The 25,570-nt window shown below is 72.0% G+C and carries 24 protein-coding genes; 9 read left to right on the plus strand and 15 right to left on the minus strand.

Translation table 11 applies throughout. The annotated features are described in order from the left end of the window. Positions 1 to 121: 121 nt before the first annotated feature. The gene (locus tag ABD817_RS28800) at positions 122 to 1,120 is read right to left on the minus strand and encodes an ABC transporter substrate-binding protein (protein WP_344921334.1); all 999 of its coding nucleotides are present in this window, start codon (positions 1,118 to 1,120) and stop codon (positions 122 to 124) included. Between the two features lie 32 nt (positions 1,121 to 1,152). Then, positions 1,153 to 2,241 carry a redox-regulated ATPase YchF gene (gene ychF / locus ABD817_RS28805; RefSeq protein ID WP_344921335.1) on the minus strand — a complete coding sequence of 363 codons (1,089 nt, stop codon included), beginning with the start codon at positions 2,239 to 2,241 and terminating at the stop codon, positions 1,153 to 1,155. A gap of 138 nt (positions 2,242 to 2,379) precedes the next feature. Here ychF and ABD817_RS28810 point away from each other — a divergent pair, with 138 nt between their 5' ends. Both ABD817_RS28810 and ABD817_RS28815 read left to right on the plus strand, forming a co-directional pair. Next, positions 2,380 to 3,684, plus strand: coding sequence for a DNA recombination protein RmuC (locus ABD817_RS28810; protein WP_344921493.1), 1,305 nt, complete (start codon positions 2,380 to 2,382; stop codon positions 3,682 to 3,684). A gap of 157 nt (positions 3,685 to 3,841) precedes the next feature. After that, positions 3,842 to 4,378, plus strand: coding sequence for a DUF6542 domain-containing protein (locus ABD817_RS28815; RefSeq protein ID WP_344921337.1), 537 nt, complete (start codon positions 3,842 to 3,844; stop codon positions 4,376 to 4,378). A 232-nt stretch (positions 4,379 to 4,610) separates the two neighbouring features. Here the strand turns inward: ABD817_RS28815 and ABD817_RS28820 are convergent, their stop codons facing one another. Next, positions 4,611 to 5,579, minus strand: a complete 969-nt coding sequence (locus tag ABD817_RS28820) for a 4-hydroxy-3-methylbut-2-enyl diphosphate reductase (RefSeq protein ID WP_344921338.1) — start codon at positions 5,577 to 5,579, stop codon at positions 4,611 to 4,613. Between the two features lie 112 nt (positions 5,580 to 5,691). Between ABD817_RS28820 and ABD817_RS28825 the strand changes: the two genes are divergently transcribed. Beyond that, positions 5,692 to 7,107: a hypothetical protein gene (locus tag ABD817_RS28825; protein ID WP_344921339.1), complete on the plus strand. Its 1,416-nt coding sequence runs from the start codon at positions 5,692 to 5,694 to the stop codon at positions 7,105 to 7,107. Positions 7,108 to 7,134: 27 nt separating this feature from the next. After that, positions 7,135 to 8,343 carry an exodeoxyribonuclease VII large subunit gene (gene xseA, locus ABD817_RS28830; RefSeq protein WP_344921340.1) on the plus strand — a complete coding sequence of 403 codons (1,209 nt, stop codon included), beginning with the start codon at positions 7,135 to 7,137 and terminating at the stop codon, positions 8,341 to 8,343. Here xseA and ABD817_RS28835 read toward each other — a convergent pair. Then, positions 8,321 to 8,791 (minus strand): GNAT family N-acetyltransferase, encoded by a 471-nt coding sequence (locus ABD817_RS28835; protein WP_344921341.1) that lies wholly within the window; start codon positions 8,789 to 8,791, stop codon positions 8,321 to 8,323. The two genes, xseA and ABD817_RS28835, sit on opposite strands and share 23 nt — an antisense overlap. Positions 8,792 to 9,032: 241 nt before the next feature. On the opposite strand from ABD817_RS28835, the gene ABD817_RS28840 reads away from it, so the two are divergent. Then, positions 9,033 to 9,263, plus strand: a complete 231-nt coding sequence (locus ABD817_RS28840; protein ID WP_344921342.1) for an exodeoxyribonuclease VII small subunit — start codon at positions 9,033 to 9,035, stop codon at positions 9,261 to 9,263. 215 nt (positions 9,264 to 9,478) lie between these two features. On the opposite strand, the gene ABD817_RS28845 is transcribed toward ABD817_RS28840, so the two are convergent. Together ABD817_RS28845 and ABD817_RS28850 are read right to left on the minus strand one after the other, a co-directional pair. Further along, positions 9,479 to 10,012 carry a DUF4245 domain-containing protein gene (locus tag ABD817_RS28845; RefSeq protein WP_344921343.1) on the minus strand — a complete coding sequence of 178 codons (534 nt, stop codon included), beginning with the start codon at positions 10,010 to 10,012 and terminating at the stop codon, positions 9,479 to 9,481. Between the two features lie 38 nt (positions 10,013 to 10,050). Further along, positions 10,051 to 10,656, minus strand: a complete 606-nt coding sequence (locus tag ABD817_RS28850) for a TetR/AcrR family transcriptional regulator (RefSeq protein ID WP_344921344.1) — start codon at positions 10,654 to 10,656, stop codon at positions 10,051 to 10,053. Between the two features lie 82 nt (positions 10,657 to 10,738). On the opposite strand from ABD817_RS28850, the gene glpX reads away from it, so the two are divergent. Next, positions 10,739 to 11,773, plus strand: coding sequence for a class II fructose-bisphosphatase (gene glpX, locus ABD817_RS28855; RefSeq protein ID WP_344921345.1), 1,035 nt, complete (start codon positions 10,739 to 10,741; stop codon positions 11,771 to 11,773). A gap of 177 nt (positions 11,774 to 11,950) precedes the next feature. Here glpX and ABD817_RS28860 read toward each other — a convergent pair whose 3' ends face one another. Beyond that, positions 11,951 to 12,553 carry a DUF1707 SHOCT-like domain-containing protein gene (locus ABD817_RS28860; protein WP_344921346.1) on the minus strand — a complete coding sequence of 201 codons (603 nt, stop codon included), beginning with the start codon at positions 12,551 to 12,553 and terminating at the stop codon, positions 11,951 to 11,953. A gap of 289 nt (positions 12,554 to 12,842) precedes the next feature. On the opposite strand from ABD817_RS28860, the gene ABD817_RS28865 reads away from it, so the two are divergent. Continuing rightward, positions 12,843 to 14,021: an MFS transporter gene (locus tag ABD817_RS28865; RefSeq protein ID WP_344921347.1), complete on the plus strand. Its 1,179-nt coding sequence runs from the start codon at positions 12,843 to 12,845 to the stop codon at positions 14,019 to 14,021. Positions 14,022 to 14,078: 57 nt separating this feature from the next. Here ABD817_RS28865 and iolD read toward each other — a convergent pair whose 3' ends face one another. The 7 genes from iolD to pdxR all read right to left on the minus strand — a co-directional run bounded on the left by iolD (position 14,079) and on the right by pdxR (position 22,389). Beyond that, on the minus strand, positions 14,079 to 15,920 hold the full coding sequence (gene iolD, locus ABD817_RS28870; protein WP_344921348.1) for a 3D-(3,5/4)-trihydroxycyclohexane-1,2-dione acylhydrolase (decyclizing): 1,842 nt from the start codon (positions 15,918 to 15,920) through the stop codon (positions 14,079 to 14,081). 9 nt (positions 15,921 to 15,929) lie between these two features. Then, entirely contained in the window at positions 15,930 to 16,748 is an 819-nt protein-coding gene (iolB, locus tag ABD817_RS28875; RefSeq protein ID WP_344921349.1) for a 5-deoxy-glucuronate isomerase, read from the minus strand. 190 nt (positions 16,749 to 16,938) lie between these two features. Continuing rightward, the gene (locus tag ABD817_RS28880) at positions 16,939 to 17,835 is read right to left on the minus strand and encodes a Cgl0159 family (beta/alpha)8-fold protein (protein ID WP_344921350.1); all 897 of its coding nucleotides are present in this window, start codon (positions 17,833 to 17,835) and stop codon (positions 16,939 to 16,941) included. Beyond that, entirely contained in the window at positions 17,828 to 18,763 is a 936-nt protein-coding gene (iolC, locus tag ABD817_RS28885; RefSeq protein ID WP_344921351.1) for a 5-dehydro-2-deoxygluconokinase, read from the minus strand. The genes ABD817_RS28880 and iolC overlap by 8 nt, the downstream gene beginning before the upstream one ends. Continuing rightward, positions 18,760 to 19,779 (minus strand): TIM barrel protein, encoded by a 1,020-nt coding sequence (locus tag ABD817_RS28890; RefSeq protein WP_344921352.1) that lies wholly within the window; start codon positions 19,777 to 19,779, stop codon positions 18,760 to 18,762. The genes iolC and ABD817_RS28890 overlap by 4 nt, the downstream gene beginning before the upstream one ends. Continuing rightward, on the minus strand, positions 19,776 to 20,753 hold the full coding sequence (locus ABD817_RS28895; protein ID WP_344921353.1) for a Gfo/Idh/MocA family protein: 978 nt from the start codon (positions 20,751 to 20,753) through the stop codon (positions 19,776 to 19,778). Before ABD817_RS28895 ends, ABD817_RS28890 begins: the two co-directional genes overlap by 4 nt. Positions 20,754 to 20,907: 154 nt before the next feature. Then, complete coding sequence (gene pdxR, locus ABD817_RS28900) at positions 20,908 to 22,389, minus strand: MocR-like pyridoxine biosynthesis transcription factor PdxR (RefSeq protein WP_344921354.1); 1,482 nt, start codon at positions 22,387 to 22,389, stop codon at positions 20,908 to 20,910. 67 nt (positions 22,390 to 22,456) lie between these two features. On the opposite strand from pdxR, the gene ABD817_RS28905 reads away from it, so the two are divergent. Next, on the plus strand, positions 22,457 to 23,416 hold the full coding sequence (locus ABD817_RS28905; protein WP_344921355.1) for a DMT family transporter: 960 nt from the start codon (positions 22,457 to 22,459) through the stop codon (positions 23,414 to 23,416). On the opposite strand, the gene ABD817_RS28910 is transcribed toward ABD817_RS28905, so the two are convergent. Continuing rightward, positions 23,322 to 23,687 (minus strand): hypothetical protein, encoded by a 366-nt coding sequence (locus ABD817_RS28910; RefSeq protein WP_344921356.1) that lies wholly within the window; start codon positions 23,685 to 23,687, stop codon positions 23,322 to 23,324. The two genes, ABD817_RS28905 and ABD817_RS28910, sit on opposite strands and share 95 nt — an antisense overlap. A gap of 217 nt (positions 23,688 to 23,904) precedes the next feature. Between ABD817_RS28910 and ABD817_RS28915 the strand changes: the two genes are divergently transcribed. Continuing rightward, the gene (locus ABD817_RS28915; protein ID WP_344921357.1) at positions 23,905 to 25,557 is read left to right on the plus strand and encodes a fumarate hydratase; all 1,653 of its coding nucleotides are present in this window, start codon (positions 23,905 to 23,907) and stop codon (positions 25,555 to 25,557) included. The last annotated feature ends 13 nt before the right edge of the window (positions 25,558 to 25,570 follow it).

Genomic DNA, 25,570 nt, shown 5'->3' on the forward strand with positions numbered 1-25,570 from the left:
ACGGTGATCCCTTTGACTATGGAACAGCGCCAAATCAGTCTTCCCGGGCGTACGCCGCGCTCCACGCGAAGCGCGTACCACGGGCAAGGCGGGACAGGTGGTGACCAGCCACCGTCGAGCCTCAGGCCGCCACAGGCCCGTCGGACTCCCACCTGATGAGCGCCGGTCGATGGCCGAGTTGCGTACCGGTGCGGGGGTCGATCTTGAAGGCGCCGAACAACGTGGTCGTCTCCAACGACGCGGCGGCCGACCACAGGGCGTCGCGTCCCGTGTCGCCGGCCGCCGTCGCGCAGTGGGTCGCGATGATCGCGGCGGCCACCGCCTGAACGGCTGGATAGTCAGGGAGCGTCCCGGCGCGGTCTCGGTAGGCGGCGAGGAAGTCGGGTTCGCCGATGCCCACTTCGGCCGAGTCCGCGGTGCCGGGGAACCACTGTCCGACCCCGTAGACGCCATAGGGGTCGTCGATCGCCTCACCGAACTCGCGGACGCCCGCCGCCACCGCGCACACCACCCGTGGTGGTGCGGGCAGTGATCTGGCTCGCTTGACCGTCTCGACGTCCTCTTCGAAGGCGCCGGCGCAGAGGAGAGCCCAAGCGCCCCCGGCCGTTCGCGGCAGATCGTCCCCGGGGCCGAGCCGGACCGTGTCGATGCCGAGGGAACGCGCGATCGTCTCGGCACCGGCGGCCACCTGCCGGCCGAAACCGCCCCTGCCACAGACGATCCGTACGGGGAGTGCCCCGGTGCCGGCCAGATGCCGCAGGAACGGCTCCGCGTATCGGCCGGCAGGCGTCAGGACCGAGACGACGTGCCCGGGGTGGGCCGCCTCGACGTCGTCACCTGATCCGCCGTGGTTCCAGATCAGGCGGCCGAGTCCGGCGGCGACGTCACCGGCCCCGCGCATCAGCCGGGTCGAGTACGGGCCGAGCAGGAGGTCGCAGCGGTCCGACAGCCCGCGGAGCGACGCCCGCAGGACCGCCGGGTCACTCCGGTCGTCCTGGATCACCAGGTCCGGCGCGCTGTTCGCGGCGTGCCAGATCTCCAAGCCGAGACGGGCCTGCGTGCCGAAGCGGGCATGCTTGCCGGAGAGGGACAGGCAGGCGCCGATGGTGAGTGCCGTCACCGCGTCCTCACCTCCCCGACGCTCGCAACGCGCTACACGTTGAAGCGGAACTCCACCACGTCGCCGTCGCGCATGACGTAGTCCTTGCCCTCGATGCGGGCCTTGCCCGCCTGGCGGGCGGAGGCGATGGAGCCGGTCTCCAGGAGCTCGTCGAAGGAGACGATCTCGGCCTTGATGAAGCCGCGCTGGAAGTCGGTGTGGATGACCCCGGCCGCCTCGGGAGCGGTGGCGCCCTTGCGGATCGTCCAGGCCCTGGTCTCCTTGGGACCGGCGGTCAGGTACGTCTGCAGGCCCAGGGTCTCGAAGCCGACCCTGGCCAGCTGGGTCAGGCCCGACTCCTCCTGGCCGACGGACTGCAGGAGCTCCAGCGCCTCGGTGTCGTCGAGCTCGACGAGCTCGGACTCGATCTTCGCGTCGAGGAAGACGGCCTCGGCCGGTGCGACGAGCGCCGACAGCTGGGCCCGGAGCTTCTCGTCCACCAGCTCGTCGGCGTCGAGGTTGAAGACGTACAGGAACGGCTTCGCCGTCAGCAGGTGCAGCTCGCGCAGCTCCTTCGGGTCGATGCCCGCGCCCTTGGCCCCGGCGTACAGGGTGGTGCCGCCGTCGAGGAGCTTGAACGCCGCCTCCGCCGCGTCGAGCGCGGCCTTGCGGTCCTTGTTGGTCCTGGCCTCCTTCTGGAGGCGGGGAATCGCCTTCTCCAGGGTCTGCAGGTCGGCGAGGATCAGCTCGGTGTTGATCGTCTCGATGTCACGGCCGGGGGCGACGTCGCCGTCCACGTGGGTCACGTCGGGGTCGTTGAAGACCCGGATGACCTGGCAGATCGCGTCGGTGTCACGGATGTTGGCGAGGAACTGGTTGCCTCGCCCCTGTCCCTCCGAGGCGCCGCGGACCAGACCGGCGATGTCGACGAACTCGACCTTCGCCGGCAGGATCTTGGCGGACCCGAAGATCTCGGCCAGCTTCTCAAGACGCGGGTCGGGAACGCCGACGATGCCCACGTTGGGCTCGATGGTGGCGAACGGATAGTTCGCCGCCAGGGCGTTGGCGGTCTTCGTCAGCGCGTTGAAAAGCGTTGACTTGCCGACGTTGGGCAATCCGACGATGCCGATGCTCAGGCTCACGTGAGCCGAGTTTACGCGGAATGACCCACTGCTACCCGCCGCGGGCGGGTCACAGATGCGAACGGAGCTCGTTCCGGTGCGGAGGCGTGTCGGCGCGCCAGGAGTGGCCGGGCCTGGAATCATGCCGGGGTGGATGTCATGGCTCTCTCCTTCCAGCTCGCGGTGGGCCTCGCCGCGGGACTCGCGATCGGGTTCCTGCTGGGCCGGGCGCGTGCCACCTCGGGAGCCGCGGACGTCATGGCGCGCCTGGCCGACGCCGAGGCCCGCGCGAAGATCGCCGAAGAGAAGGTCGTCTACATCGAGGGGCAGCTCTCCGAACGCTTCCAGGCCCTGTCGAGCCGGGCGCTCGACGTCAACAACCTGCGGTTCCTGGAGCTGGCGGAGACGAGACTGGCCGCCAACCGGGCCGAGGCCGCCGGTGAGCTGGAGCAGCGCAAGCAGGCCGTCGAGCACCTGATCGAACCGCTGAAGGACACCCTCGCCCGCGTCGAGACGCAGCTGCGCGACACCCAGACGGGCCAGCGGGCCGCCCACGCCGAGCTGGCCAAGCACATCGACGTCGTCCGCGAGAGCAACGAGCAGCTCCGCGCCCAGACGAACTCGCTGGTACGGGCCCTGCAGCGGCCCGAGGCCAGGGGCCGCTGGGGAGAGCTCCAGCTCCGCAGGGTCGCCGAGATCGCCGGGATGCAGCGGTTCTGCGACTTCGACGAGCAGGTGAGCGTCACCACGCCGGACGGCGTCCTGCGCCCCGACATGATCGTGCGGCTGGCCGGTGGCAAGAACATCGTGGTCGACTCCAAGGTCTCCCTCGCCGCCTACCTGGAGGCCGCCGAGTCGGCCGACCCCGACCACCAGTCGGCCCGGCTCGACGCCCACACCCGGCACGTGCGCGACCACGTCGACCGGCTCGCCTCGAAGCCCTACTGGCAGGCGTTCAGCCCGGCGCCGGAGTTCATGGTCCTGTTTATCCCCGGCGAGGCGTTCCTCGCCCCAGCGCTGGAACGCGACCCCGCCCTGCTGGAGTACGCCATGCGGCGCCGGGTCCACATCGCCACGCCGACCACGCTGATCACCATGCTCCGCACCGCGCAGTACGCCTGGCAGCAGGCCGCGCTGGGCGAGAACGCGCGGGCGATCTTCGAGGTCGGCAAGGAGCTGTACGAGCGGCTGAGCAGCATGGGACGCAACGTCGACGCCCTGGGCCGCTCGCTGAGCCGGGCCGTGGAGTCGTACAACAGGACGGTCGGCTCGCTGGAGACCCGGGTGCTGGTGAGCGCCCGCAAGCTGAACGATCTGGGACTGGTCGAGACAGATCTGGACACCCCGCAGGCGGTCGAGGACCTGCCGCGCGCCCTGACCTCACCGGAACTACTCGCGCAAGAGGAGCCAAGCTCGCCTCTCGTATCCCGCTTGAACGGTAGGTTGGCCAACGACCTGCCCTGAAAACTGTTCCCCGAAGGCTCCGGCGGCCGGACACTGGAGACGGCGGGATCGACGGCGCGGGGCCTCGCGAGGGCCCGCGGGGTCCGCGAGGGGCAGGGTCAAGGGGGCGAGTGGTGGAAGAGCGAGGCGGCGTGCAGCCGGTCGGCGGGGTAATCGCATGAGTGAGCTTGACCGGACCGCGGGCATCCGGCTGACCGTCCGGGGCGCGCTGGCCTTCGTGCTGGCGTCCACGCTGGTGGGCAGCGTGCTGCAGGCGCTGCTGGGAGTGACGGCGCTGACCGGGGTGGCGTTCGTGGCCGGTTGCGTGGCCGCCGCGTCGCTCGTGAACCGCCGGGACCTGCTGTCGCTGGTGGTGTCCCCGCCCCTGGTCTTCTTCGTGACCACAGCGTTCATCGAGGCGGTCCGGTCCCTGTTCGCGGCCACGCCCGTGCAGGCCTTCGGCCTGGGCATGTACACCGCGCTGTCGCAGGGGGCCCCATGGCTGTTCGGCGGCTCGTTCCTGGTGCTGGTCATCGCCTGGCGCCGTGGCCTGACCCGCTGCGTCCGCGAGCTGCGCGAGGAGCTCAGGGCGTCCAAGGCCTCGGTGCCCCGGCCCAGGAGCGGCGGGGACGGCAGCGGCGGCACGGCCTTCGCCCCCGAGCCCGAGGGATACTTCGAGCCCAAGGTGTACGGCACCCCGCGCGAAGGGCAGTGACGGCCCGGCACGGGGCTTCGCGCGGGTGGTTTCTCACACGGCGACGGCGGGCCGTGGTGGCCCGCGGGGCATCCGTGCCGGGCCGCGCGACGGCACCGATGCCCGTACGGGCGACGGCGGAACTTCTCGAAGGCCCCTGACTCACAGGCCCTGAACTCACGAAGGCCTCCTTAAAAGGGGGCCTTCGGGTGACGGGGCCTGCCGGGGAGAACTGTCGGCCGGAGCGGCGTGATCAGACCGTGGCGCGCAGGTCCTTGCGCAGCTCGTGCGGGAGGGCGAAGCGCACGCTCTCGTGGACGGACTCGACCTCTTCGACGTCCGCGAAACCGTTGCGCGCGAGGCGGGCCAGGACCTCGGCGACGAGCTCCTCGGGCACCGAGGCGCCGCTCGTCACGCCGACCGTGGTGACGCCGTCGAACCAGGCGTCGTCGATGAGCGAGGCGTCGTCGACCAGGTAGGAGGCATCGGCCCCGTGATCGAGGGCGACCTCGACCAGCCGCTTGGAGTTGGAGGAGTTCTCGGAGCCGACGACGATGACCAGCTGGGCCTGGGCGGCGATCTCCTTGACCGCGACCTGGCGGTTCTGGGTGGCGTAGCAGATGTCGTCGCTCGGGGGGTCGATCAGGCTGGGGAAGCGCTCCTTGAGCCGGGAGACCGTCTCGGTCGTCTCGTCCACCGAGAGCGTGGTCTGCGACAGCCAGACGAGCCGCTCGGGGTCCTTGACCCGCACGGTGTCGACCGAGTGCAGGCCGTCGACGAGCTGGACGTGGTCGGGCGCCTCGCCCGCGGTGCCCTCCACCTCCTCGTGACCCTCGTGGCCGATGAGGAGGATGTCGTAGTCCTGGGAGGCGAAGCGCTTGGCCTCGTTGTGCACCTTGGTCACCAGGGGGCAGGTGGCGTCGATCGTCTTGAGGCTGCGCCGGGCGGCCTCCTGGTGGACCGCCGGGGAGACGCCGTGGGCGGAGAAGACGACGATGGCGCCCTCGGGCACCTGCTCGGTCTCCTCGACGAAGATCGCTCCGCGCTGCTCCAGCGTCCTGACCACGTGGGTGTTGTGGACGATCTGCTTGCGTACGTAGATCGGAGCACCGTACTGCTCCAACGCCTTCTCCACGGCCTGGACCGCACGATCAACCCCCGCGCAGTAACCACGGGGCTTCGCCACTAGCACGCGTCGAGTCGCGGGGGTGTCTGAAGTCATGCTCTTATGCTACGTGGACACGCCCGCGAGACAGCCCACACGTCCCACAAGCTCATGCGGCACAAGTCTTGCCACACTAGCCTTCTCGATACAGACCTCCCAGGGAGACGATATGTCAGTCCCCGACATGATTCGCAATGTCACACAAAAGGCAAAAGACCTGCCGCTGCACATGCTGCAGAGCGCGCTGAGCGGGGTCGGCCAGGCTCTGCTCCTCGGCGACCGCGTCCGGAGCAGGCTCAAGGGCACCTCCGGCCAGGGCGAGGCCACCGACGAGCCCGTCGGGACGACCGCCGACCAGACCGCGAAGACCGGCGAGGAGACCACGGACCAGGCGGGGAAGCCCACCCGCCGCGAACCCGTCATCTTCGCACCGCGCCCGGGGCAGACCGCGAGCAGGCCCGCCGCCGAGAGCAACGGGGCCAGGACCACTCCTGAGCCGGTCATCTTCAGCCCTACCAAGCCCGACACCGAGGCGCCCTCCACTCCCGAGGCCAAGGCTCCCGAGGTCAAGGCTTCCGAGGCCGTCGCCGGAACCACCGAGGCACCCGCCGCCACGGAGTCCGGGACCGCCACGGCGAAGCCCGCCGAGGCCCCGGCCACCGCCGAGGTCAAGGCCACGGAAACCCCGGTCACCAAGGAAACCCCGCCCGCCGTCGAGACCGCCGAGCCTGCCGAGGCCAAGACCAAGGTCACGGACACCTCCGCCAGCGACGTTCCGGCCGCCGAACCCGTGGAGCCCGAGGCCGCCAAGAGCGCCACCCCGGAGGCCACGGCCGCCGAGGCCGCCCCGGTCGAGGTTCCCGCGACCGAGGTCGCCGAGGTCAAGGCCCCCGCCGCCAGGAAGCCGAGGGCCGCCAAGGCCAAGGCTCCCGTCGCGGAGCCCCAGGCCGCGGAGGCGAGCGCGGTCGCCGAGGCCCCCGCCAGGAAGCCCAGGGCCACCCGGGCCAAGGCCAAGACTCCGGTCACCGAGGCCGCGGAGTCGGAGGCCGTCGCCCCCGAGGCGGCCAAGGCCACCCCGAAGGCCAGGGCGACCAGGACCCGCAAGACCACCAAGGCCGCCCCGGCGGAGGCCACGGCCGGGAACACCGGGAACGCGGAAAGCGACACCCTGACGAGCACCACGACGGAGGCCGAGGCTCCCGCGGCGGTGAAGGTCGAGGTCACCAAGGTCGACACCGCGAAGCCCGAGACCGCGGACGCCGCGGTGGTCGAGGTGACGAAGACCAGGGTCGCGGCACCCGAGGCGGCCGACGCGGCCGGGCCCTCCCCGGAGACGGCCACCGCGACGACCACCACGGCGGCCGAGCCCTCCACCGTGACGACCACCACGGCGACGACCGCCACGCCCGCCGAGCCCCTGCCGGGCTACGCGGGGCTGACGGTCGCGTCCCTGCGGGCGCGGATGCGCGGCAGGACCGCCGCGCAGATCCAGGAGCTGATCGCCTACGAGCGGGCCACCTCCGACCGTGAGGTCGTCGTGCGGATGTACGAGAACCGCCTGGCCAAGCTGGAGGGCGCGGAATAGTCACGCCCGGCGCGTAGGCTCCCGGCCATGAGCTCGAAGACCACTCCTGAGCAGCCTCTCCCGGTTCGCACGGTGTTGCAGATGGTCGGCGGCTGGATCGGCAAGCTCGGCACCGTCTGGGTCGAGGGGCAGATCACCGAGTTGACCGCCCGTGGCGGCACGGTGTTCCTGACGTTGCGCGACCCGGTGGCCAACGTGTCGGCCCGGGTCACCTGCCCGCGCGGCGTGTACGAGGCGACCCTCCCCCGGCCGGTCGACGGCGCCAGGATCGTGGCCCATCTGAAGCCCGACTTCTGGGTCAACAAGGGTTCCTTCGCGTTCACCGCGCTGGAGTTGCGGCCGGTCGGGGTCGGCGAGTTGCTGGCGCGGCTGGAGCGGCTGCGCCAGGTGCTCGCGTCCGAGGGGCTCTTCGGTGTCGACAGGAAGCGGCGGCTGCCGTTCCTGCCGGGCACGGTCGGGCTGATCTGCGGTCGTGACTCGGCCGCCGAACGCGACGTGCTGGAGAACTCTCGGCGCCGCTGGCCCGCCGTGCGGTTCAAGGTCGAGCCGGTGGCCGTGCAGGGGCCGTACGCGGTCGGCGAGGTCACCGAGGCGCTGCGCAAGTTCGACGCGGACGGCGAGGTCGACGTCATCGTGGTCGCGCGGGGCGGTGGGTCGATGGAGGATCTGCTGCCCTTCTCCGACGAGGCCCTCGTCCGGGCGGTGGCGGCGTGCCGCACGCCCGTGGTCAGCGCGATCGGCCACGAACAGGACAATCCGCTGCTCGACCTGGTCGCCGACGTGCGCGCGTCCACGCCGACGGACGCCGCGAAGAAGGTCGTGCCGGACGTCGGCGAGCAGATGACGCTGATCCGCCAGCTCCGCGACCGGGGCCGCAGGGTGACGGGCGGCTGGCTCGACCGCGAGACGGCCTGGCTGGCGGCGGCCCGCTCCCGGCCCGCTCTCGCCGACCCGGTGCGCGAGGTCGAACGCAGGGCCGAGCAGGCCGAGCAGCTCAGGGACCGGGCGAGACGTTCCCTCACCGCCTCCCTGGACCGCGCCCAGGATTCGCTGGAGCACCTGCGCGCCCGCCTGATCTCGCTGTCTCCCGCCGCCACGCTGGAGCGCGGCTACGCGATCGTGCAGCGTCCCTCGGGCGACGTCGTACGGCTCGCGAGCGAGGTCTCCCCCGGTGACGAGCTGACGGTGCGCTTCCCCGACGACCGGGTGACGGTCAGGAGCGAGACCGCCACGTGAGCGAGGGATAGCCGTCGTCGACGAAGCCGAACTCCCGGTAGAGGGGTTCGGCGTCGGAGGTCGCGTGCAGGTCGACCCTGTGGACCCCGCTGCCTCGGTACCACTCCAGGAGGGCCCCCATGATCGCCCGGCCGTGCCCCCGGCGCCGGTGCCGGGGGTCGGTGGTCATGCCCTGGACGTAGCCGTAGCGGCCGTCGGGGAGGGAGGGGCCGGGAAAGCGCTGGAAGATGAGGCCGATCCCGCAGGCCGCCAGCCCCGCGCCGGGGGCGTCCACCACGTAGACGGCCGTGTCGGAGCTGCCCAGCCGCTCTTCGAGGCTCTCCGCGTAGGCCCCCTGCCACGCTTCGTCGATCGGGTAACTGCCGTCCTGGGCCATCCGGTCGGCCAGGACCTCACGGAGACGCACCAGCTCGGGGATGTCCTCCGGGATCGCCTCACGAACGCTCACCCGGGCATTGTGCCAGCTGTACGCCCCGATGGAGCGGCCGGGGAGGTTCGCCGTGGATCACGCCGTCGCGGATGCGCGCTGCGCCGGTGGCGGACCACGGGCGGTAGCGTGCCAACCCCGCAGACGGTGAGGCGTCGTCAGGTGGCCGTCACCGGTGAGACCGTGCCGGGACGGCGCCGGGAGCCGCGCCGGGTGGGCGTCACGGGCTGAAGATCCTTGGGACACGACCTAAGGTGGGGGCGTGGCCGATAAGAAGACACCGTCGTACGAGCAGGCGCGCGAGGAGCTGACCGAGGTGGTCCGCAGCCTTGAGGCGGGCGGGCTCACGCTGGAACAGTCGATCGAGCTCTGGGAGCGCGGCGAGAAGCTGGCCGCGGTCTGCGAGGAGTGGCTCCAGGGGGCCAGGGTGAAGCTCGCGGCGGCCATGACACAGCGGCGGCACCCCGACCCGGCCGGAGACGCCCCCTTCTGACCTTTCCAAGCTCTGACCTTTCCGAGCTCTGACCTTTCCGAGCGGCCCCGGCCCAGGCGCCGTCCCGCGAGCGGAAACCCCGGCCGCCGGGCGGACAGGCCGGGTGCGGGCGTGCCCCGTACGACCGGGCGCCATCCGAAGCCGGGAACGGCGTACGAGAGAGCGGCACCCCGCCAGAAAGCCCGAACGAGGGGCCCTTCGCGGCGGGGCGGACGTCAGGAGGTGTTTCTCGGCTGCTGTTTGAGGGACCCGGCCAGGGTGGACAGCTCGTCCCACGGGGCGGTGCCGGTGACGACGATCGTGACGTCCGGCAGGAAACGTACGAGGGAACGCTGGTCCTTGTCCTCGCGGAGGCGCTGCTCCCAGGTCACGCCGTTGATCTGGACGGTGCCGGTGACCGTGGAGGTGTTGGAGAGCCGGTTGGCGAACTCGGCCGCGGGCTTCTCGTTGCTCTGGGCGAGCATCGCGTGGAAGCGCTTGGCGGTGGCGAAGCCGAGCCTCCAGGTCGTGACGCCGTTGGCGTTCGTGTTCCTGGAGCTGTTCGGGACCCACCCGGCGGCGACGGGCTCGGGCGCCCACAGCTGGAAGGGTGCCGTACGGCGCAGGTCGGCGAGGGCGATCGAGTAGTCGACCCTGGGGATGTGCTCGGTCCTGCTCTGCGGAGTGACCAGCAGGAACAGGCCGACAGCGCCCAGACAGACCGCCATCGCGACCACATAGCCGTAGAAGCCCTGAGTGAACCTTCGCACGACTGTCGACACTATCCGTTCGGGAGGGCGGTCCGTCCTCAGGGGCGGCGGATCTGGGCGATGATGGTCAGCACGTCCTCGGCGAGGGCCCGGGAGGCGTCCTCGTCGTCGGACAGGGCGACCTCGGAGACCGCGGCGGCGAGCGCGCCGGTGAGGACCACGACCAGTGCTCCCTCGTCGCCCTCGAACAGGGCGGCGTTGCGCTTGGCCCACTGCCGGAGCCGGTCGCGCATGATGACCTCGAACCCCGGCGGCCCGTCTCCGCGCAGGAACAGCGCGGAGATCTCCCGCTCGGCCAGGCAGCCCTCCAGGTAGGCGCGGGCCCCGGCGATGAACAGCCGCATCGGGTCGCCCTCACCCTCCCCCCTGGCGTCCTGGACCGCCTGCTTGGTCCGCTGAGCCTGACGGGTCTGGAACTCCTCGAAAAGCGTGAGGTAGAGGTCGGCTTTGCCGGAAAAATGGTGGTAAAGACTTCCGACACTGGCTCCCGCGCGGGCGACCACGTCGGTGACCCCGGTTTCGGCGAAACCGCTCGTGACGAAGATCTCCCTCGCGGCGGACAGGAGCGCGACGCGTGTGGCGGCCCCTCGCTCGGAGGTCCGCGCACCCACGCCTTTCACCAGTCGTTCCGTGTCGCTGCTCATGGTGGGCACATTATCCTCCGCCGACCGGTCAGAGGGGGGCCAACTACGATCGTTGCATTGACCACGAGAGGGGTTTCCCACCATGTCCGATGAGACGTCCGTTCCCGACGCCCTCGCCGCGGGAGAGCACGCGCCCGATCGCAACCTCGCTCTGGAACTGGTCCGGGTCACGGAGGCGGCCGCGATGGCCGGTGCCCGCTGGGTCGGACGAGGTGACAAGAACGGCGCCGACGGCGCCGCGGTGAACGCCATGCGCCAGTTGATCAACACGGTGTCCATGAGCGGCGTGGTGGTGATCGGCGAGGGTGAGAAGGACAACGCGCCGATGCTCTACAACGGCGAGCACGTTGGTGATGGCAGCGGCGCGGCGTGCGACGTGGCCGTGGACCCGATCGACGGCACCCGGCTCACCGCGCTCGGCATGCCCAACGGCATCTCGGTGATCGCGGTCAGCGAGCGCGGCTCGATGTACGACCCGTCGGCCGTCTTCTACATGGACAAGCTGGTCACCGGCCCCGAGGCCGCCTCGTCGGTCGACATCAACGCGCCGGTGGCCGACAACATCGCCGCGGTGGCCCGCGCCAAGGGCGGCGTCCCCTCGGACGTGACCGTGGTCGTCCTCGACCGTCCCCGCCACGAAAAGATCATCCGGGAGATCCGGGAGACCGGCGCCCGGATCAGGCTCATCACCGACGGCGACGTGGCCGGTGCGATCATGGCGGCCCGGGTGGGCACGGGCGTCGACCTGATGCTCGGCATCGGCGGCACCCCGGAGGGCATCATCGCCGCGTGCGCGCTCAAGTGCCTGGGCGGCGTCATCCAGGGCAGGCTCTGGCCGCAGGACGACGCCGAACGCCGCCGGGCGCTGGACGCGGGCCTCGACCTCGACGCCACGCTGAGCACCGACGACCTGGTCAGGTCCGACGACGTGTTCTTCGCGGCCACCGGGATCACCGACGGCGAGCTGATGCAGGGCGTCCGTTACCGCGCGGGGAGGGCCATCACCAACTCCCTGGTCATGCGCGGCCGTTCCGGGACGATACGGAAGATCGAGAGCGAGCATCAGCTCTGGAAGCTGCGGGCCTACAGTGCGATCAACTTCGACAGCGCCACCTGAGGGCCGGGCGCCGGGCCCGGGTCGGGCCGGGGCCGGGGCCGCCCTCAGCCGAGGAGCGCCCCTCGGCACAGGGCCCTCGGCGAAGGCTCCTGAAGAAGGGGTCTCAGCGAAGGGTTCCTGACGCAAGAGAGCGACGGCGGCACGGAAACGCCACCGGCCGCCGGACCGGGAACGGTGTCAGCGCCGGAACCAGGAGCGGCGGGGACGCTTGGGAGACTTGGCCACGATGCTCCCGAGCGTGACGAGACCGGTGATCTCGATGACCGGTCCGTCGGGCGAGGCGGGAACCTGGTTCTTCTTGCCCCCCATGAACGCCGACGCGGGCATCTCGATCCGTACCCCCTCGGGAACGATCAGGGTGAGCGTGCCGCCCATCACGGTGACGTGCAGGGTCACGTGGCTGGACTGGAGGAGCGCGTCACGCAGGTCGAGCGTGACGTTGGCGCAGATCGCGGTGGCCGTGAACCGGGTCGGCACGACCCAGCGGCCCGAGCGCTCCTCGGAGCCGAAGAACGCCGCCACCGGGCGGACATCGGTGCGGAGCGGCTGCGCCTCGGGCGGGAGCAGGTCGGCGGTGAGCGCGGACAGCTCTCCCAGCGTGCGGGCGCGGTAGAGGGCCTCGGTGCGCTCGTCGTGCTCCTCGTGGTCGAGACGCCCGTCGGCGAGCGCGTCGCCCAGCACGGCGGCCACTCTCTCACGGTCGACGTCTCCGGCCCTCAGGTCGGCGGGGCTCGGCTCGGGGTCGTAACGGCGGACGGCGGGGGGACGGGGACTCTCCACCCTTCGACCATAATCCCTGCCGGGGCTCCGGCAGGGACACGAGAGCGCCGACATGCCCCGGAAGCTCGGACATCCGACGGACGACCCATGCCACCGGCCCAGCGGAGCCTGACTCACCGGCGATCCCGGCCCTCTCCGCTTCGAGGACCCCGTCCCACCCGGCCAAGACCTCGAACGCCCCGTCCGGCCAGGCCGATGAAACCAGCAGGTGACCGGTGATTGACCCCCGGGTACCCCACCTTTACCCTGACGGGAACTTGAATCCCCCTCATGTTCCCCGGAGGTCGTCATGCCGACCCCACGTGACAGGCAGGCGCGCGTGGCGACCTGGGCGGCGTTCTTCGTCCAGGGCCTCTGCCTCGCCACCCTGCTCACCCATGTGATCGACCTCCAGCACAGGTTCGGGCTCAGTGATGGCGACCTCACCCTGGTCCTGCTGCTCGTGCCGGTGATCGCCGGGGTCGGCAGCGCCGTCGCGGGGCTCCTGGCGGGCCGGTACGGCAGCGCCCCGGTCCTGCGGATCTCCCAGGTCGGCGTCTGTGCCGCCGTGGTCCTGTCGGGCTGGAACGAGCAGCTCGCCGGGCTGTACGCGCTCAGCGCGGTGTTCGGCCTGTTTCTCGGCGCGGTGGACGCGGCGATGAACATGCAGGCGGTCGCGGTCGAGCGCCGGTACGGCATGAGCGTGCTGACCGGCTTCCACGCCGTGTGGAGCGTCGGCTCGATGCTGGGCGCCGGGTTCAACTCCGCCTTCAGCGCGCTCGGCGTGGAGCTGGGCTGGTCCTTCTCCGTCCCGGCGCTGATCGGCGCGGTGGTCTCGGTGGTCATGCTTCCCCGCCTCTACGGACGGGACGAGGAGCGGGCCGATGTGGGGTCCGGCGAGCGGGCCGCGCGCGTGGCGCCCCGGGTGCCGTGGCGGCCGATCATCCCGCTCTGCCTGGCGATGGCGTTCCTGTACGTCGGCGACGCGGCGGTCTCCAACTACGGCACGGTCTACATGGAGAAGGCGCTGGCGGCGAGTGGCTGGCTGGTGCCGTTCGCCTACCTCGTCTACCAGGCGACCATGCTCCTGGCACGGGTCCCCGGCGACCTCGCCGTCCGCAGGTACGGACCGGCGCCGGTGGTCCGCGCGGGCGCGGTGATCGCGGCGGTGGGCACGCTGGGGGTCGTCGTCGCGCCCGGCGTCGTGGTGGCCGTCGTGTCGTTCGGCCTGATCGGCGTCGGCCTGTCCGTCATCGCCCCGCAGTCGTTCTCGGCCGCGGGCCGTCTGGGTGCCGGGGCGGAGACCGCGATCGCGCGGGTCAACCTGTTCAACTACGTCGGCTTCCTCGTCGGCGCCGCCGTGGTCGGGACGCTCAACGACGTGGTGAGCGTCCGGGTGGCGTTCGTGCCCGCCGCCGTCCTGGTGGCCCTGATCGTGTTCCTCGCCAGGGGCTTCCAGCCGGACCCGGAACCCGCCGCGCGACCGTAGCCGCGCGGAAAAGCCGTGGAGCACGACCGTGGCCGCGCGGGAGGGCCCGGAGGTGTCTCACAGGTAGGGCCGCTGGTCCCGCTTGGCCTGCTCGTAGGCGGCACGGGCCCGCCGCGCCTCCGGCAGCCCCGACACCTCCGCCACCGGCACGTCCCACCAGGCCGTGGTCTCGGGACCGGGACCGGGCACCGTCTCGACATACACCACGGTGGTGCCGACGGCCTCCCGCGCCTTGGTGAGCGCCACCCGCAGCGACTCGGGGCCGTCGGCGCGGATCACTCCGGCGCCCAGGCTGGCCGCGTTGGCGGCGAGGTCGACAGGGAGGAGGGCGCCGTCCAGCGCGCCCCCGGCCCCGCGCATCCGGTAGGCGGTGCCGAGGCGTCCCGCCCCGACCGACTCCGACAGGCCGCCGATGGAGGCGAAGCCCCGGTTGTCGACCAGCACCACGACGAGCTTGACGCCCTCCTGCACGGCGGTGGCAATCTCCTGGGCCATCATCAGGTAGGACCCGTCGCCGACCAGCACGAACACCTCGCGCTCCGGCGCGGCCAGTTTCACCCCGAGCCCTCCGGCGATCTCGTAGCCCATGCAGGAGTAGCCGTACTCGACGTGGTAGGACTTCGGGTCGCTCGCGCGCCACAACTTGTGCAGGTCCCCGGGCATCGACCCGGCCGCGTTGACCACCACGTCCGAGGGCCGGGCCACCTCGTTGACCATGCCGAGCACCACCGGCTGGGTCAGCGCCTCCCCGATCGTGAGCAGGGAGACCTTCTCCTGCCAGTCGTGGGTCAGGCGCGTCGCCCTGGCGGTCCAGCCGGGGTCGGCGCTCCAGCTTCCGAGGTCCAGGGCGCGCAGCGCCTCGCGGGCGTCGGCGACGAGCGTCTCGCCGGAGTGCTTGGCGGCGTCGAAGGCCGCGACGTTGACGTTGAGGAACGCGGCCTCGCCGAACAGGGTGCGGGAGGCGGTGGTGAAGTCGGTGTAGCGGGTGCCGACCCCGATGACCAGGTCGGCGTCACGGGCCAGGTCGTTGGCGGCGGCGGTGCCGGTGTGCCCGATCGCGCCGACCGCGCAGGGGTGGTCGTACGGCAGCGTCCCCTTGCCCGCCTGGGTCTCCCCCACCGGGACGCCGTGATCGGCGGCGAAGGTGGCCAGCGTCTCCCACGCCTCGCTGTAGACCACCCCGCCCCCCGCGATGATCAACGGCCGTCGCGACCGTCTGACCAGCTCCACCGCCCGCGCCAGCGCGGCGGGTTCGGGAACGGGCCGCGCCACGTGCCACACCCTGCGGGCGAACAGCTCCTCGGGCCAGTCGTACGCCTCCGCCTGCACGTCCTGCGGCAGCGCCAGGGTGACCGCGCCCGTCTCGGCCGGGTCGGCGAGCACCCGCATCGCGGCCGGAAGGGCCGCGAGAAGCTGCTCGGGCCGGTTGATCCTGTCGAAGAACCGGGAGACGGGACGCAGCGCGTCGTTGACGGTCACGTCGGGGAAGCGGGGATCCTCCAGCTGCTGCAGGACCGGGTCGGCGGCGCGGGTGGCGAAGACGTCGCCGGGCAGCAGCAGCACCGGGATCCGGTTGATCGTGGCCAGCGCCGCCCCGGTGACCATGTTGGTGGCGCCGGGGCCGATCGAGCTGGTGCAGGCGAAGGTGGACAGCCGGTTGCGGGCCCGCGCGTAGCCGACGGCGGTGTGCACCATGGCCTGCTCGTTGCGCGCCAGGTAGTACGGGAGGTCGCCGTCCGTTCCCGCGCCCCGCTCGGCCAGGGCCTGCCCGATCCCGGCGACGTTGCCGTGGCCGAAGATGCCCAGGCATCCGGCCACCAGCCGGTGCTCCACGCCGTCGCGCTCCGACCACTGGTTCGCGAGGAACCGCAGGAGCGCCTGTGCCACGGTGAGTCTCATCGCCGCGCCTCACAATGCCTTCGTCATCGGAACCCTCGGGTCGATCGGCTGCTCCGCCCACGAGGCGCGGATCCAGGTGTGCCGGGGGTCGTCGCAGAAGGCCATCGACCGTTCGGGCGCGGGCCCGGCCAGCACGTTCAGGTAGTAGAGGTCGTAGCCGGGGGCCGCCATCGACGGGCCGTGGTAGCCGCTGGGGACGAGCACCACGTCGCCGCCCGCCACCTCGGCCAGCACCTCGTGGGTGCCGTACACCCGCTGGTAACCGGGGCCGCCCTCGAAGTAGTAGATCTCCTCCAGCACGGCCTCGCGCTCGGAGGCCGTGTCGTGCTTGTGCGGCGGGTACGACGACCAGTTGCCGCCGGGGGTGAGCACCTCCACCGCGACGAGTTTGTCGCAGTCGAAGGCGCCGGGAGCGCAGAAGTTGTTCACCTGGCGGCTGGCCTGCCCCGTCCCGCGCACCTCGACGGGGACCGCGTGCGCGGGGCCGTACCGCACCGGGAGGCGCCGGGTCGCGCGGGCGGCGGGAAGGGCGAAGCGGCCCTCCCCGGTGATCCGCGCGGTCGTGCCGACGGGCAGGTACGCGAAGTCGGTGACCGCGTGGAAGACCGAGGTCCTGCCGTTCAGCGTGAGCCTTACCCCGTCGCACTCGACCACGCACCCGCCCGACAGCGGCAGGACCAGCATCTCCTCGCCGCCGGTGTCGAACTCCACGCTCTCGCCGGACAGGCAGAGCACGCGAAGCCCCGCGTACGTCCACCCGGCCGCCTCCGGGGTGATCGACAGCGCCCACGGCGCCCGCGCGGTGCTTCCCGCCGGAACGAAGGTCATGGTCGCTCCTCCCCGGTGCCGCCCCTGCCAGGGCTCGCGTCCACGCCCTCACCGACGCCGTCAGGGCCAAGGCTCGCGTTCACGCTCTCCCCGGCGCCGGTACGGTCAAGGCTTCCGTCGACGCTCTCACCGGCGCCGCCCCGGCCAGGGCTTCCGCCCCCGCCGATGCCGCTCCGGCCGGGTCTCCCGTTCATGGCACCTCCAGCATCGCCGCGGCGGTGTCGACGGCCGCGGCCACGTCGTCGTCGGAGGGATACAGCAGCGCGCGGCCCACCACCAAGCCTCGCACGCCGGGAAGCCGGAGCGCCTCGCGCCAGGTCGCGTAGGTGAGCTCCGGCGCGCCGCCGGGGTCGCCCCCCAGCAGCAGCGTCGGCAGCGTGGTGGCCCGCGTCACCCGTTCCATGTCGTCCACGACCGGGATCTTCAGCCAGGTGCGCGCGGAGGTCGCGCCGAGCGCCTGGGCGACGTGCATGGACCGGATGACCCCTTCGGGCGACAGGTCGTGGGTGACAGCGCCGCCCACCCTCCGGGACCAGAACGGCTCGATCATGGCGACCAGGTCGTGTGAGGCCAGCTCGGTGACGGCCCGGCCGCACGCCTCCAGGGTCCGGGCGGTGGCGGGGTCGTCCACGCCGATCCGGCAGAGCATCTTGCCGCCGTCCAGGCGGGTCCGGACGATCGAGGGGGTGTCGTAGGCGGTGAAGCGGTCGTCGAACTCGAAGGCCGACCCGTGCAGGCCGCCCCGGTTCATCGACCCGATCACGATCTTGCCTTCCAGCGCGCCCAGGAGCAGGAGGTCCTCGACGATGTCGGGGGTGCCGAGCAGCCCGTCCACGCCGGGTCTGGACAGCGCCACGCACAGTCGTTCCAGCAACTCGACGCGGCTCTCCATCGCCCCGGGGCGGCTTCCGACGCCGACGACGCCCCTGGCCGTGTGGTCGGCGGCCACGATCAGGAGCCGGTCGCGCTCCTCCAGCAGGCTCCTTCGCCGCCGGGCCGCCGCCGCCTCCGCGATCCGCCCGGGGAAGCGCGCCCGCGTCTCGGTGAGCGTCCTGTGGTCGAGGCGGGGTCCGGTCGTCTCACTCATCGCCGAGCACGTCCATCACCTCGTCGAGCCGTGGCATGGCCGGGGCGCAGGCCAGTCGTCCGGCGACGATGGCCCCGGCCGCGTTGGCGAACCGCAGCGTGGCCTCCAGCGGCCAGCGTTCGAGGAGACCGTGGCAGAGGGCGCCGCCGAAGGCGTCTCCCGCGCCGAGGCCGTTGACCACCTCCACCGGCACCGGCGGCACCTCCACCGTCTCGGCCACGGTCATGCCGAGCACCCCTTCCGGGCCCCGCTTCACGATCGCGAGCTCGGCGCCCGCCTCCAGCAGCGCCCCGGCGGCCTCGTACGGCTCGCGGGTGCCGGTCGCCACCTCGACCTCGTCCAGGTTCCCCACCGCCACCGTGACGTGGCGCAGGGCCTCGCGCACCTGCTCGCGGGCCTCCTCCGCGCCGGACCAGAACATCGGGCGGTAGTCGAGGTCCAGCACGGTGTGCGGCACGCGCCCCCTGGCCCGCCAGGCCGTGAGGTGCGCGCTCCTGGAGGGCTCCTGGGACAGCCCGGTGACGGTCGCCCAGAAGAGCCTCGCTCCCGCGACGGCCTCCAGGTCCAGCTCCTCGGGGAGGATCTCCAGGTCGGGGGCCTTGGGGAAGCGGTAGAAGTAGAGGGGGAAGTCGTCCGGCGGCCGGATCTCGCAGAACGTCACCGGGGTGGGCAGGTGCGCGACCGGGGTGACGAAGCCGTCGTCGACCCCGTACTCGCGCAGCGCGTCGTGCACGAAGAGCCCGAACGGGTCGTCCCCGGTCCTGGTGATCACCGAGCTGAAGTGGCCCAGCCGGGCGGCGGCCACGGCCACGTTGGTGGGACTGCCGCCCAGATACTTGCCGAAGGTCTCGACCTCGCGCAGCGACACCCCCACCTGCAGCGGGTAGATGTCGACCCCGGCCCGCCCCATGGTCAGGACCTCGATCATGCGCGTCCCTCACCGGGAGCCGCCCCGCCGCTCCCGGAGGTGAGCCTCTCCAGGTACGCCAGGCTCTCGCGGACGTTCTCCTTCGGATCGCCGGAACCGCCGGAACCGCCGGGAGCACCGAGAGCACCGGAAGCACCGGGAGCATCGGAAGCGCCAGGACCATCGGGAGCGCCGGGACCCAGCACGATGTCCTGCTCCAGGACGTACCAGCCGTCGTACCCGGCCGCCGTCAGGCCGCCGACGATGGCGGGGACGTCCACGTCACCCCGGCCCAGTGGGCGGTAGAGGCCGTCCCGCACGGCCTGGGTGTAGGTCAGCTCGCCCGCCCCGACCCGCCCGGCCATCGCGGCGTCCACGTCCTTGAGGTGGACGTGCGCGATCCGCCCCGCGGCGCGGGAGACCAGGTCGGCGGGGTCGGTGCCGCCCGCGAGGAGGTGGCCGGTGTCGAGGCAGAGCGGCACCGGGCTGCCGTCGAGCACCCGCTGGACCTCCTCGCGGCTTTCCACCACGGTCCCGATGTGCGGGTGCAGGGTGACGGTCCTGCCGAACTCCTTGGCGTTCTTGAGGATCCGGCGCAGGTTGCCCATCAGGGTCTTCCAGGCGGCGGCGTCCAGCTCCGGCCTGGCGTCGTAACCCTCGCCGCCGGTGGAGGCGGCCAGCACGACCACGTCCACCTCGCCGTCCATGAAGGCGCGCATCGCGGCCCGGACGACCGGGAGCGGGTCGTGGTCGGCCTCGTGCAGGACGACGGGGACGAACCCGCCCACTGCCCGCAGCCCGTACTCCGCGAGCAGGGCGCGGCAGCGCGTCGGCGAGGGCGGCAGGAACCCGTCGGGGCCGAGTTCGGTGGCCGTCAGGCCCAGCTCCCTCATCTCGGCGAGCACCAGGGAACGATCCAGCTGCCGTCCCCAGCCGGGGACCTCGCAGACACCCCAGGAGATGGGCGCTCCGGCCGTTCTCAGCGGGGTGCCTCCGTCGGCGGAGCCCGACTCTTCCACCGGGTCGCCTCTTCTCACACGATCACCTCCGTGACGCGCACCGGGCGCCCCTCGCGCCGGGAGAGCTCCGCGGCCTCGGCGAGGTAGAGCGCCGCGAGGGCGTCCTCGACAGTGCAGGGACTTTCCGTCTCCCCCCGCGCCGCGCCGAGAAACGCGCCCAGCTCGGCGACGTAGGCGGGCTCGAACCTGGCCGCGAAGTCGGGCCAGGGCTCGCCCGGCGGCTGCAGACCCTCGGTGCTGGTCAGCGGGACGCGCGGGTCGAGGCCGACCGCCCAGGTGCCCTGGGTGCCCGCCAGCTCCATCCGCACGTCGTACCCGGCTCCGTTGTAGCGCGAACCCTGAAGGGTGACGAGCGTGCCGTCGTCCATCGTGAGCAGCGCGGCGCTGGTGTCGACGTCCCCCGCCTCGGCGAAGAACGCCTCGCCCCGGTTGGAACCGGTCGCGTAGACGGTCTCGGCCTCCCCGCCGGTGACCCAGCGCAGGATGTCGAAGTCGTGGATGTGGCAGTCGCGGTAGATCCCGCCCGACATCGGGATGTACCCCGGGTCGGGCGGCCGGGGGTCGGCGGTGAGCAGGTGCACCCGGTGCAGCGTGCCCAGCTCTCCGGCGGCCAGCGCCTTCCTCGCGGCGGCGTAACCGGCGTCGAAGCGCCGCTGGAAGCCGATGTGCACGAGCGTGCCGCTCCGCCTGACCGCGTCGAGCACGCGCAGGGTGTCTCGTACGCCGGACGCCACCGGCTTCTCGCAGAACACCGGCACCCCCTTGGCGCAGGCGTGCGTCAGCAGCTCGGCGTGGGTCGCCGTGGGGGTGGCGACCACCACCGCGTCGCTGTCGAACGCGTCTCCCACCCGGGCCCCCAGCCTGGCGGCCACCTCCGCCGCCCGCCCGCCGTCCGCGTCGCTCACCACCAGCTCGTCGACCCCGGGATGCGCCGCCAGGGTCGCGGCGTGGAACGCCCCGATCCTGCCGAGTCCCAGTAGTCCAACACGCATCGTGCCTCCGGAGAAGAAAGCGGCCGGTCTCCAGTTCTAAGCGACGAGTCAGAAGCCGTCAAGAATTTGTCAGGACATACGGACGATCTCCCCGGCCGTACGGGATGTCACACGGAGGACGTATTCGCAGGTGGGAAGGGTCTCGCGGAACGCGTCAGCGGTGCAGGGCGTCCGCGAGGGCGCGGATCGTCGCGTCGGCGCGGCGGACGGGCAGGCGGGCGAAGCCCATCACCAGCGCGGGCGGCCCCGCGGCGTGCCGCATCGGGCCCACCGGCTCGACCGCGAGCCCGCGGTCCCGGGCCGTCTCCGCCGTCGCCGCCTCGTCCCAGCCGTACGGCAGCTCGGCGAACAGGTGGAGCCCGGCGGAGACGCCCCGCACGGTGATCTCGGGAAGGTGCTCGCCGAGGGCGAGCGCGAAGGCGTCGCGGCGGGCGCGGTACTCCCGGCGCATCCTTCTCAGGTGCCGGTCGTAGCCGCCGGTCGTGACGAAGTCGGCCAGGACGTACTGCTCCAGGACGGGCGACCCCAGGTCCAGCTCGCCACGGGCCAGCCGCAGCGACTCGGCGATCTCGGGCGGGGCGGCCACCCAGCCCAGGCGGAGCCCGGGGGCGAGGGACTTGCTGACGCTCCCGATCAGGATCACCCGGTCGGCGGCGAGCCCCTGGAGGCAGCCCACCGGGTCGCGGTCGAAGCGGAACTCCGCGTCGTAGTCGTCCTCCAGGATCGCCGCGCCGGTCGCGGCGGCCCACTCGATCAGTTCGGCGCGGCGGCGGGGCGAGAGCACGACCCCCGTCGGGTACTGGTGCGCGGGGGTGAGCAGCACCGCGCGCGCCCCGGTCGCGGCCAGGGTCCCGACGTCGACGCCCTCGCCGTCCACGGGGACGGCGGCCAGGTCGGCGCCCGCGGCGCGCAGCAGCGGGAGCTGCCGTCCCCCCGCCGGATCCTCGACCGCGAGCCGGATCCGGCCGGGGGGCGGCACGGGGCCCGCGGCCCGCCGGACATACCAGCCGAGGTCGTGGGGCGACCTGGTCCGGGGAAGCCTCCCCGCGAGCGCCTGGATCGTGAGGCTGATCCCCTGGGCCACCCCGCCCACGATCACCAGGTTGTCCGCGCTCACATCGGCCGCCCTCACCCTCCTGAGGTAGGCGGCCAGCTCCTCGCGCAGCACCTGAACTCCGCCGGGATCGCCGTAGTCCAGGGCCTCCGCGGGCAGCGCGGCGAGTGTCCTCCTCATCGAGGCCAGCCACCGCTCCCTGGGGAACGCCCCCAGGTCGGGCGCGGTGGAGCGGCGCCCGTGGTACGGCTCGCGGTCCTCTCCCGCCGCGCGCGTCGGCCTTTCCGGCGCCGGGAGGGGATCGTCGGGGGGAGCGGGAGGGGCGGCGGTGCGGCTCGCCGCCGGGGCCACGGTGGTTCCCGCCCCGATCCGGGAGATGAGGAAGCCCTCGGCGACGAGCTGCTCGTACGCCTCGACCACCACCCCTCGGGAGAGCCCGAGATCCCTGGCCAGCTCGCGGCTGGCGGGCAGCCTGGCCCCGGCCGCCAGCCGCCCGCGCCGTACCGCCTCACGGAGTTCGCGGGCGATCTGGGCGGCGACGCCGCCCGCCGCCCGGTCGACGACGAGGTGCAGATCGGCCAATTGGTCCTCTGTTTCGCTGCCGCATTGGACCCGACAGGGGTGCCATTGGCTTCCTAGCATTCCGCACATGAACGTGGATGTCAGCACCACCCCCCACTCCGCCCGGTTGGAGTCGCGCGGCCTGGTCGAGGCCGCGACGGCGATGTTCCTGGTGGGCACCCTGGCGGGGGTCTCCGGAGTGATCGACGAATACCCGGTCTACGGCGGCCAGGCCCTGCGCTACCTGTTGGCGGCCGTGATCCTGCTCGCCGCCGCCCGGCTCGCGGGGCTGCGGTTCGTCCGGCTGACCGCCCGCGAGACGGCGCTGCTGGCGGCACTGTCCCTGACGGGGCTGGTGATCTTCAACGTGTGCGTGATCGAGGCCACCCGGCACGGCGGCCCGGCCCTGGTCGGGACCGTCCTCGGCACCGTGCCGCTGGCGCTCGCCCTGCTCGACGGGCGCCCCTCGCCCCGGCTGCTCGTGGCGGCGGTAGTGGTCGTCGCCGGGGCGACGGTGACCACCGGGCTGGGCAGCGGCGACCTGGCCGGGCTGCTCTGGTCGCTGGGCGCGCTGGTCTGCGAGGTCTGCTTCTCCATACTGGCCATCCCGCTGCTGCCGAAGCTGGGCGCGATGCGCGTCTCGGCGTACTCGGTGGCGCTGGCCGTGCCGATGCTGGCGGTCGCCGGGCTGTTCGCGGACGGCGCCGCGATGATCCGGGTGCCGACGGTCCCCGAGCTCGCGGGCCTGGGCTACCAGTCGGTGATCGTGACGGCCGTGGCGTTCTTCCTCTGGTACGACGCCCTGCCCCGGCTCGGCCCGGGAACCGCGGGGCTGTTCGCCGGGCTCATCCCGGTCGGCGCCATCGCCACCGGCGCGGTGCTCGGTCTCGGCGCGCCCTCGGTGCCCGACCTGCTCGGCGCCGCGCTCGTGGTCGCCGGCATCGTCGTCGGCCTCAGCTCCGCGGGCTCACCCGCCGCGAGGGCAGGCCGGCCCGCCGGGGCGGGGCGATCCGCTGCCGGGGGATCTCGATCCGCTGGGGCAGACTGACCCGCCGCACGGGCTCACCTTCCCGGCCCGGGGGCAGGGTCACCTGCGAGGGCAGGCTCGCCCGCCCGGAGAAGACGCCGACGCGCTGCCGGGGGACGGTCAGCGGGGGCTCCGGCCAGCTCACCGGCCATTCCGGGGTACGCCCACCGGCCTCCTTGATGCTCGTCAGCGTGATGGCTATCAGTGACACGGTGAGACCGGCCACCACGAAGACGGCCACGATCACCAGCAGAACGACGTTTCCGGCCATGATGGCGCTTTCGATGTTCATGCTGTCCCCCCGCTTCCGCCCGACGCTCGGCCCGGCCTCTTCCAGCTTCCCCCCGTCTCTTCGGACAGATATGCACAAAAGACGCATAAGACACCAATAGTTGCCCCAAATTTGTGACTTTCATCTCATATGTCCACCTGCCCGCGGGTGCCCCGACCGCGAGGATCGAGGCCGTACCCTCTAGGGAAAACAGCGCCCGCACGGAGGATCGACGACGATGCCCGAGTTCGACTACACCGACCTGCTTCCCATGGGACCGGACGAGACGGAGTACCGTCTGATCACCGCCGAGGGGGTACGGGTCGTCGAGGCCGCGGGACGCAGGTTCCTGGAGGTCGAGCCCGAGGCGCTGCGGCTTCTCACCGAGAACGCGATCCACGACATCTCCCACTACCTGCGGTCGTCCCACCTCGCCCAGCTCCGCAAGATCATCGAGGACCCCGAGTCGAGCGGGAACGACCGTTTCGTCGCCCTCGACCTGCTGAAGAACGCCTCGATCTCGGCGGGCGGCGTGCTCCCGATGTGCCAGGACACCGGCACCGCGATCGTGATGGGCAAGCGCGGGCGCCACGTGCTCACCGACGGCGCCGACGCCGAACACATCTCCCGAGGGGTCTACGACGCCTACACCCGGCTGAACCTGCGCTACTCCCAGATGGCCCCCCTCACCATGTGGGAGGAGAAGAACACCGGCTCCAACCTCCCCGCGCAGATCGAGCTCTACGCCGAGGACCCGGGCGGCCACCCCGACGAGTACAAGCTGCTGTTCATGGCCAAGGGCGGCGGCAGCGCCAACAAGTCGTTCCTCTACCAGGAGACGAAGGCGGTGCTCAACGAGAAGCGGATGCTCCAGTTCCTGGAGGAGAAGATCCGCTCCCTCGGCACCGCCGCCTGCCCGCCGTACCACCTCGCGGTCGTCGTCGGCGGCACGTCCGCCGAGTTCGCCCTGAAGACCGCGAAGTACGCCAGCGCCCGCTACCTGGACTCCATCCCCATCGAGGGTTCCCCCTCCGGCCACGGCTTCCGCGACACCGAGCTGGAGGCCAAGGTCTTCGAGCTCACCCAGAAACTCGGCATCGGCGCGCAGTTCGGCGGCAAGTACTTCTGCCACGACGTCCGCGTCATCCGCCTCCCCCGCCACGGCGCCTCCTGCCCGGTCGCCATCGCGGTCTCCTGCAGCGCCGACCGCCAGGCACTGGCGAAGATCACCCCCGAGGGGGTCTTCCTGGAGCAGCTGGAGACCGACCCGGCGAGGTTCCTGCCGGAGACCACGGACGACCACCTCTCGGACGACGTCGTCAGGATCGACCTCAACCGCCCGATGCCGGAGATCCTCGCCGAGCTGACCAGATACCCGGTCAAGACCCGCCTGTCGCTGACCGGGCCGCTCGTGGTCGCCCGCGACATCGCGCACGCCAAGATCGGCGAGCTCCTGGACGCGGGCGGCGAGATGCCGGAGTACCTCAAGAACCACGCGGTCTACTACGCCGGACCCGCCAAGACCCCCGAGGGCTACGCCTCGGGCTCCTTCGGCCCCACCACCGCCGGGCGGATGGACTCCTACGTCGAACGCTTCCAGGCGGCCGGGGGCTCCAAGGTCATGCTCGCCAAGGGCAACCGCTCCAAGCAGGTCACCGACGCGTGCAAGGCCCACGGCGGCTTCTACCTCGGCTCCATCGGCGGCCCCGCCGCCCGCCTCGCCCAGGACTGCATCAAGAAGGTGGAGGTCCTCGAATACCCCGAGCTGGGCATGGAGGCCGTCTGGAGGATCGAGGTCGAGGACTTCCCCGCCTTCATCGTCGTGGACGACAAGGGCGAGGACTTCTTCACCGACTCCACCGGCCCCGTCCTGACCATCGGCCGCCGCTGACCCCCTCCAGACG

The organism is Streptosporangium oxazolinicum, assembly GCF_039537505.1.
Lineage (GTDB): Bacteria > Actinomycetota > Actinomycetes > Streptosporangiales > Streptosporangiaceae > Streptosporangium > Streptosporangium oxazolinicum.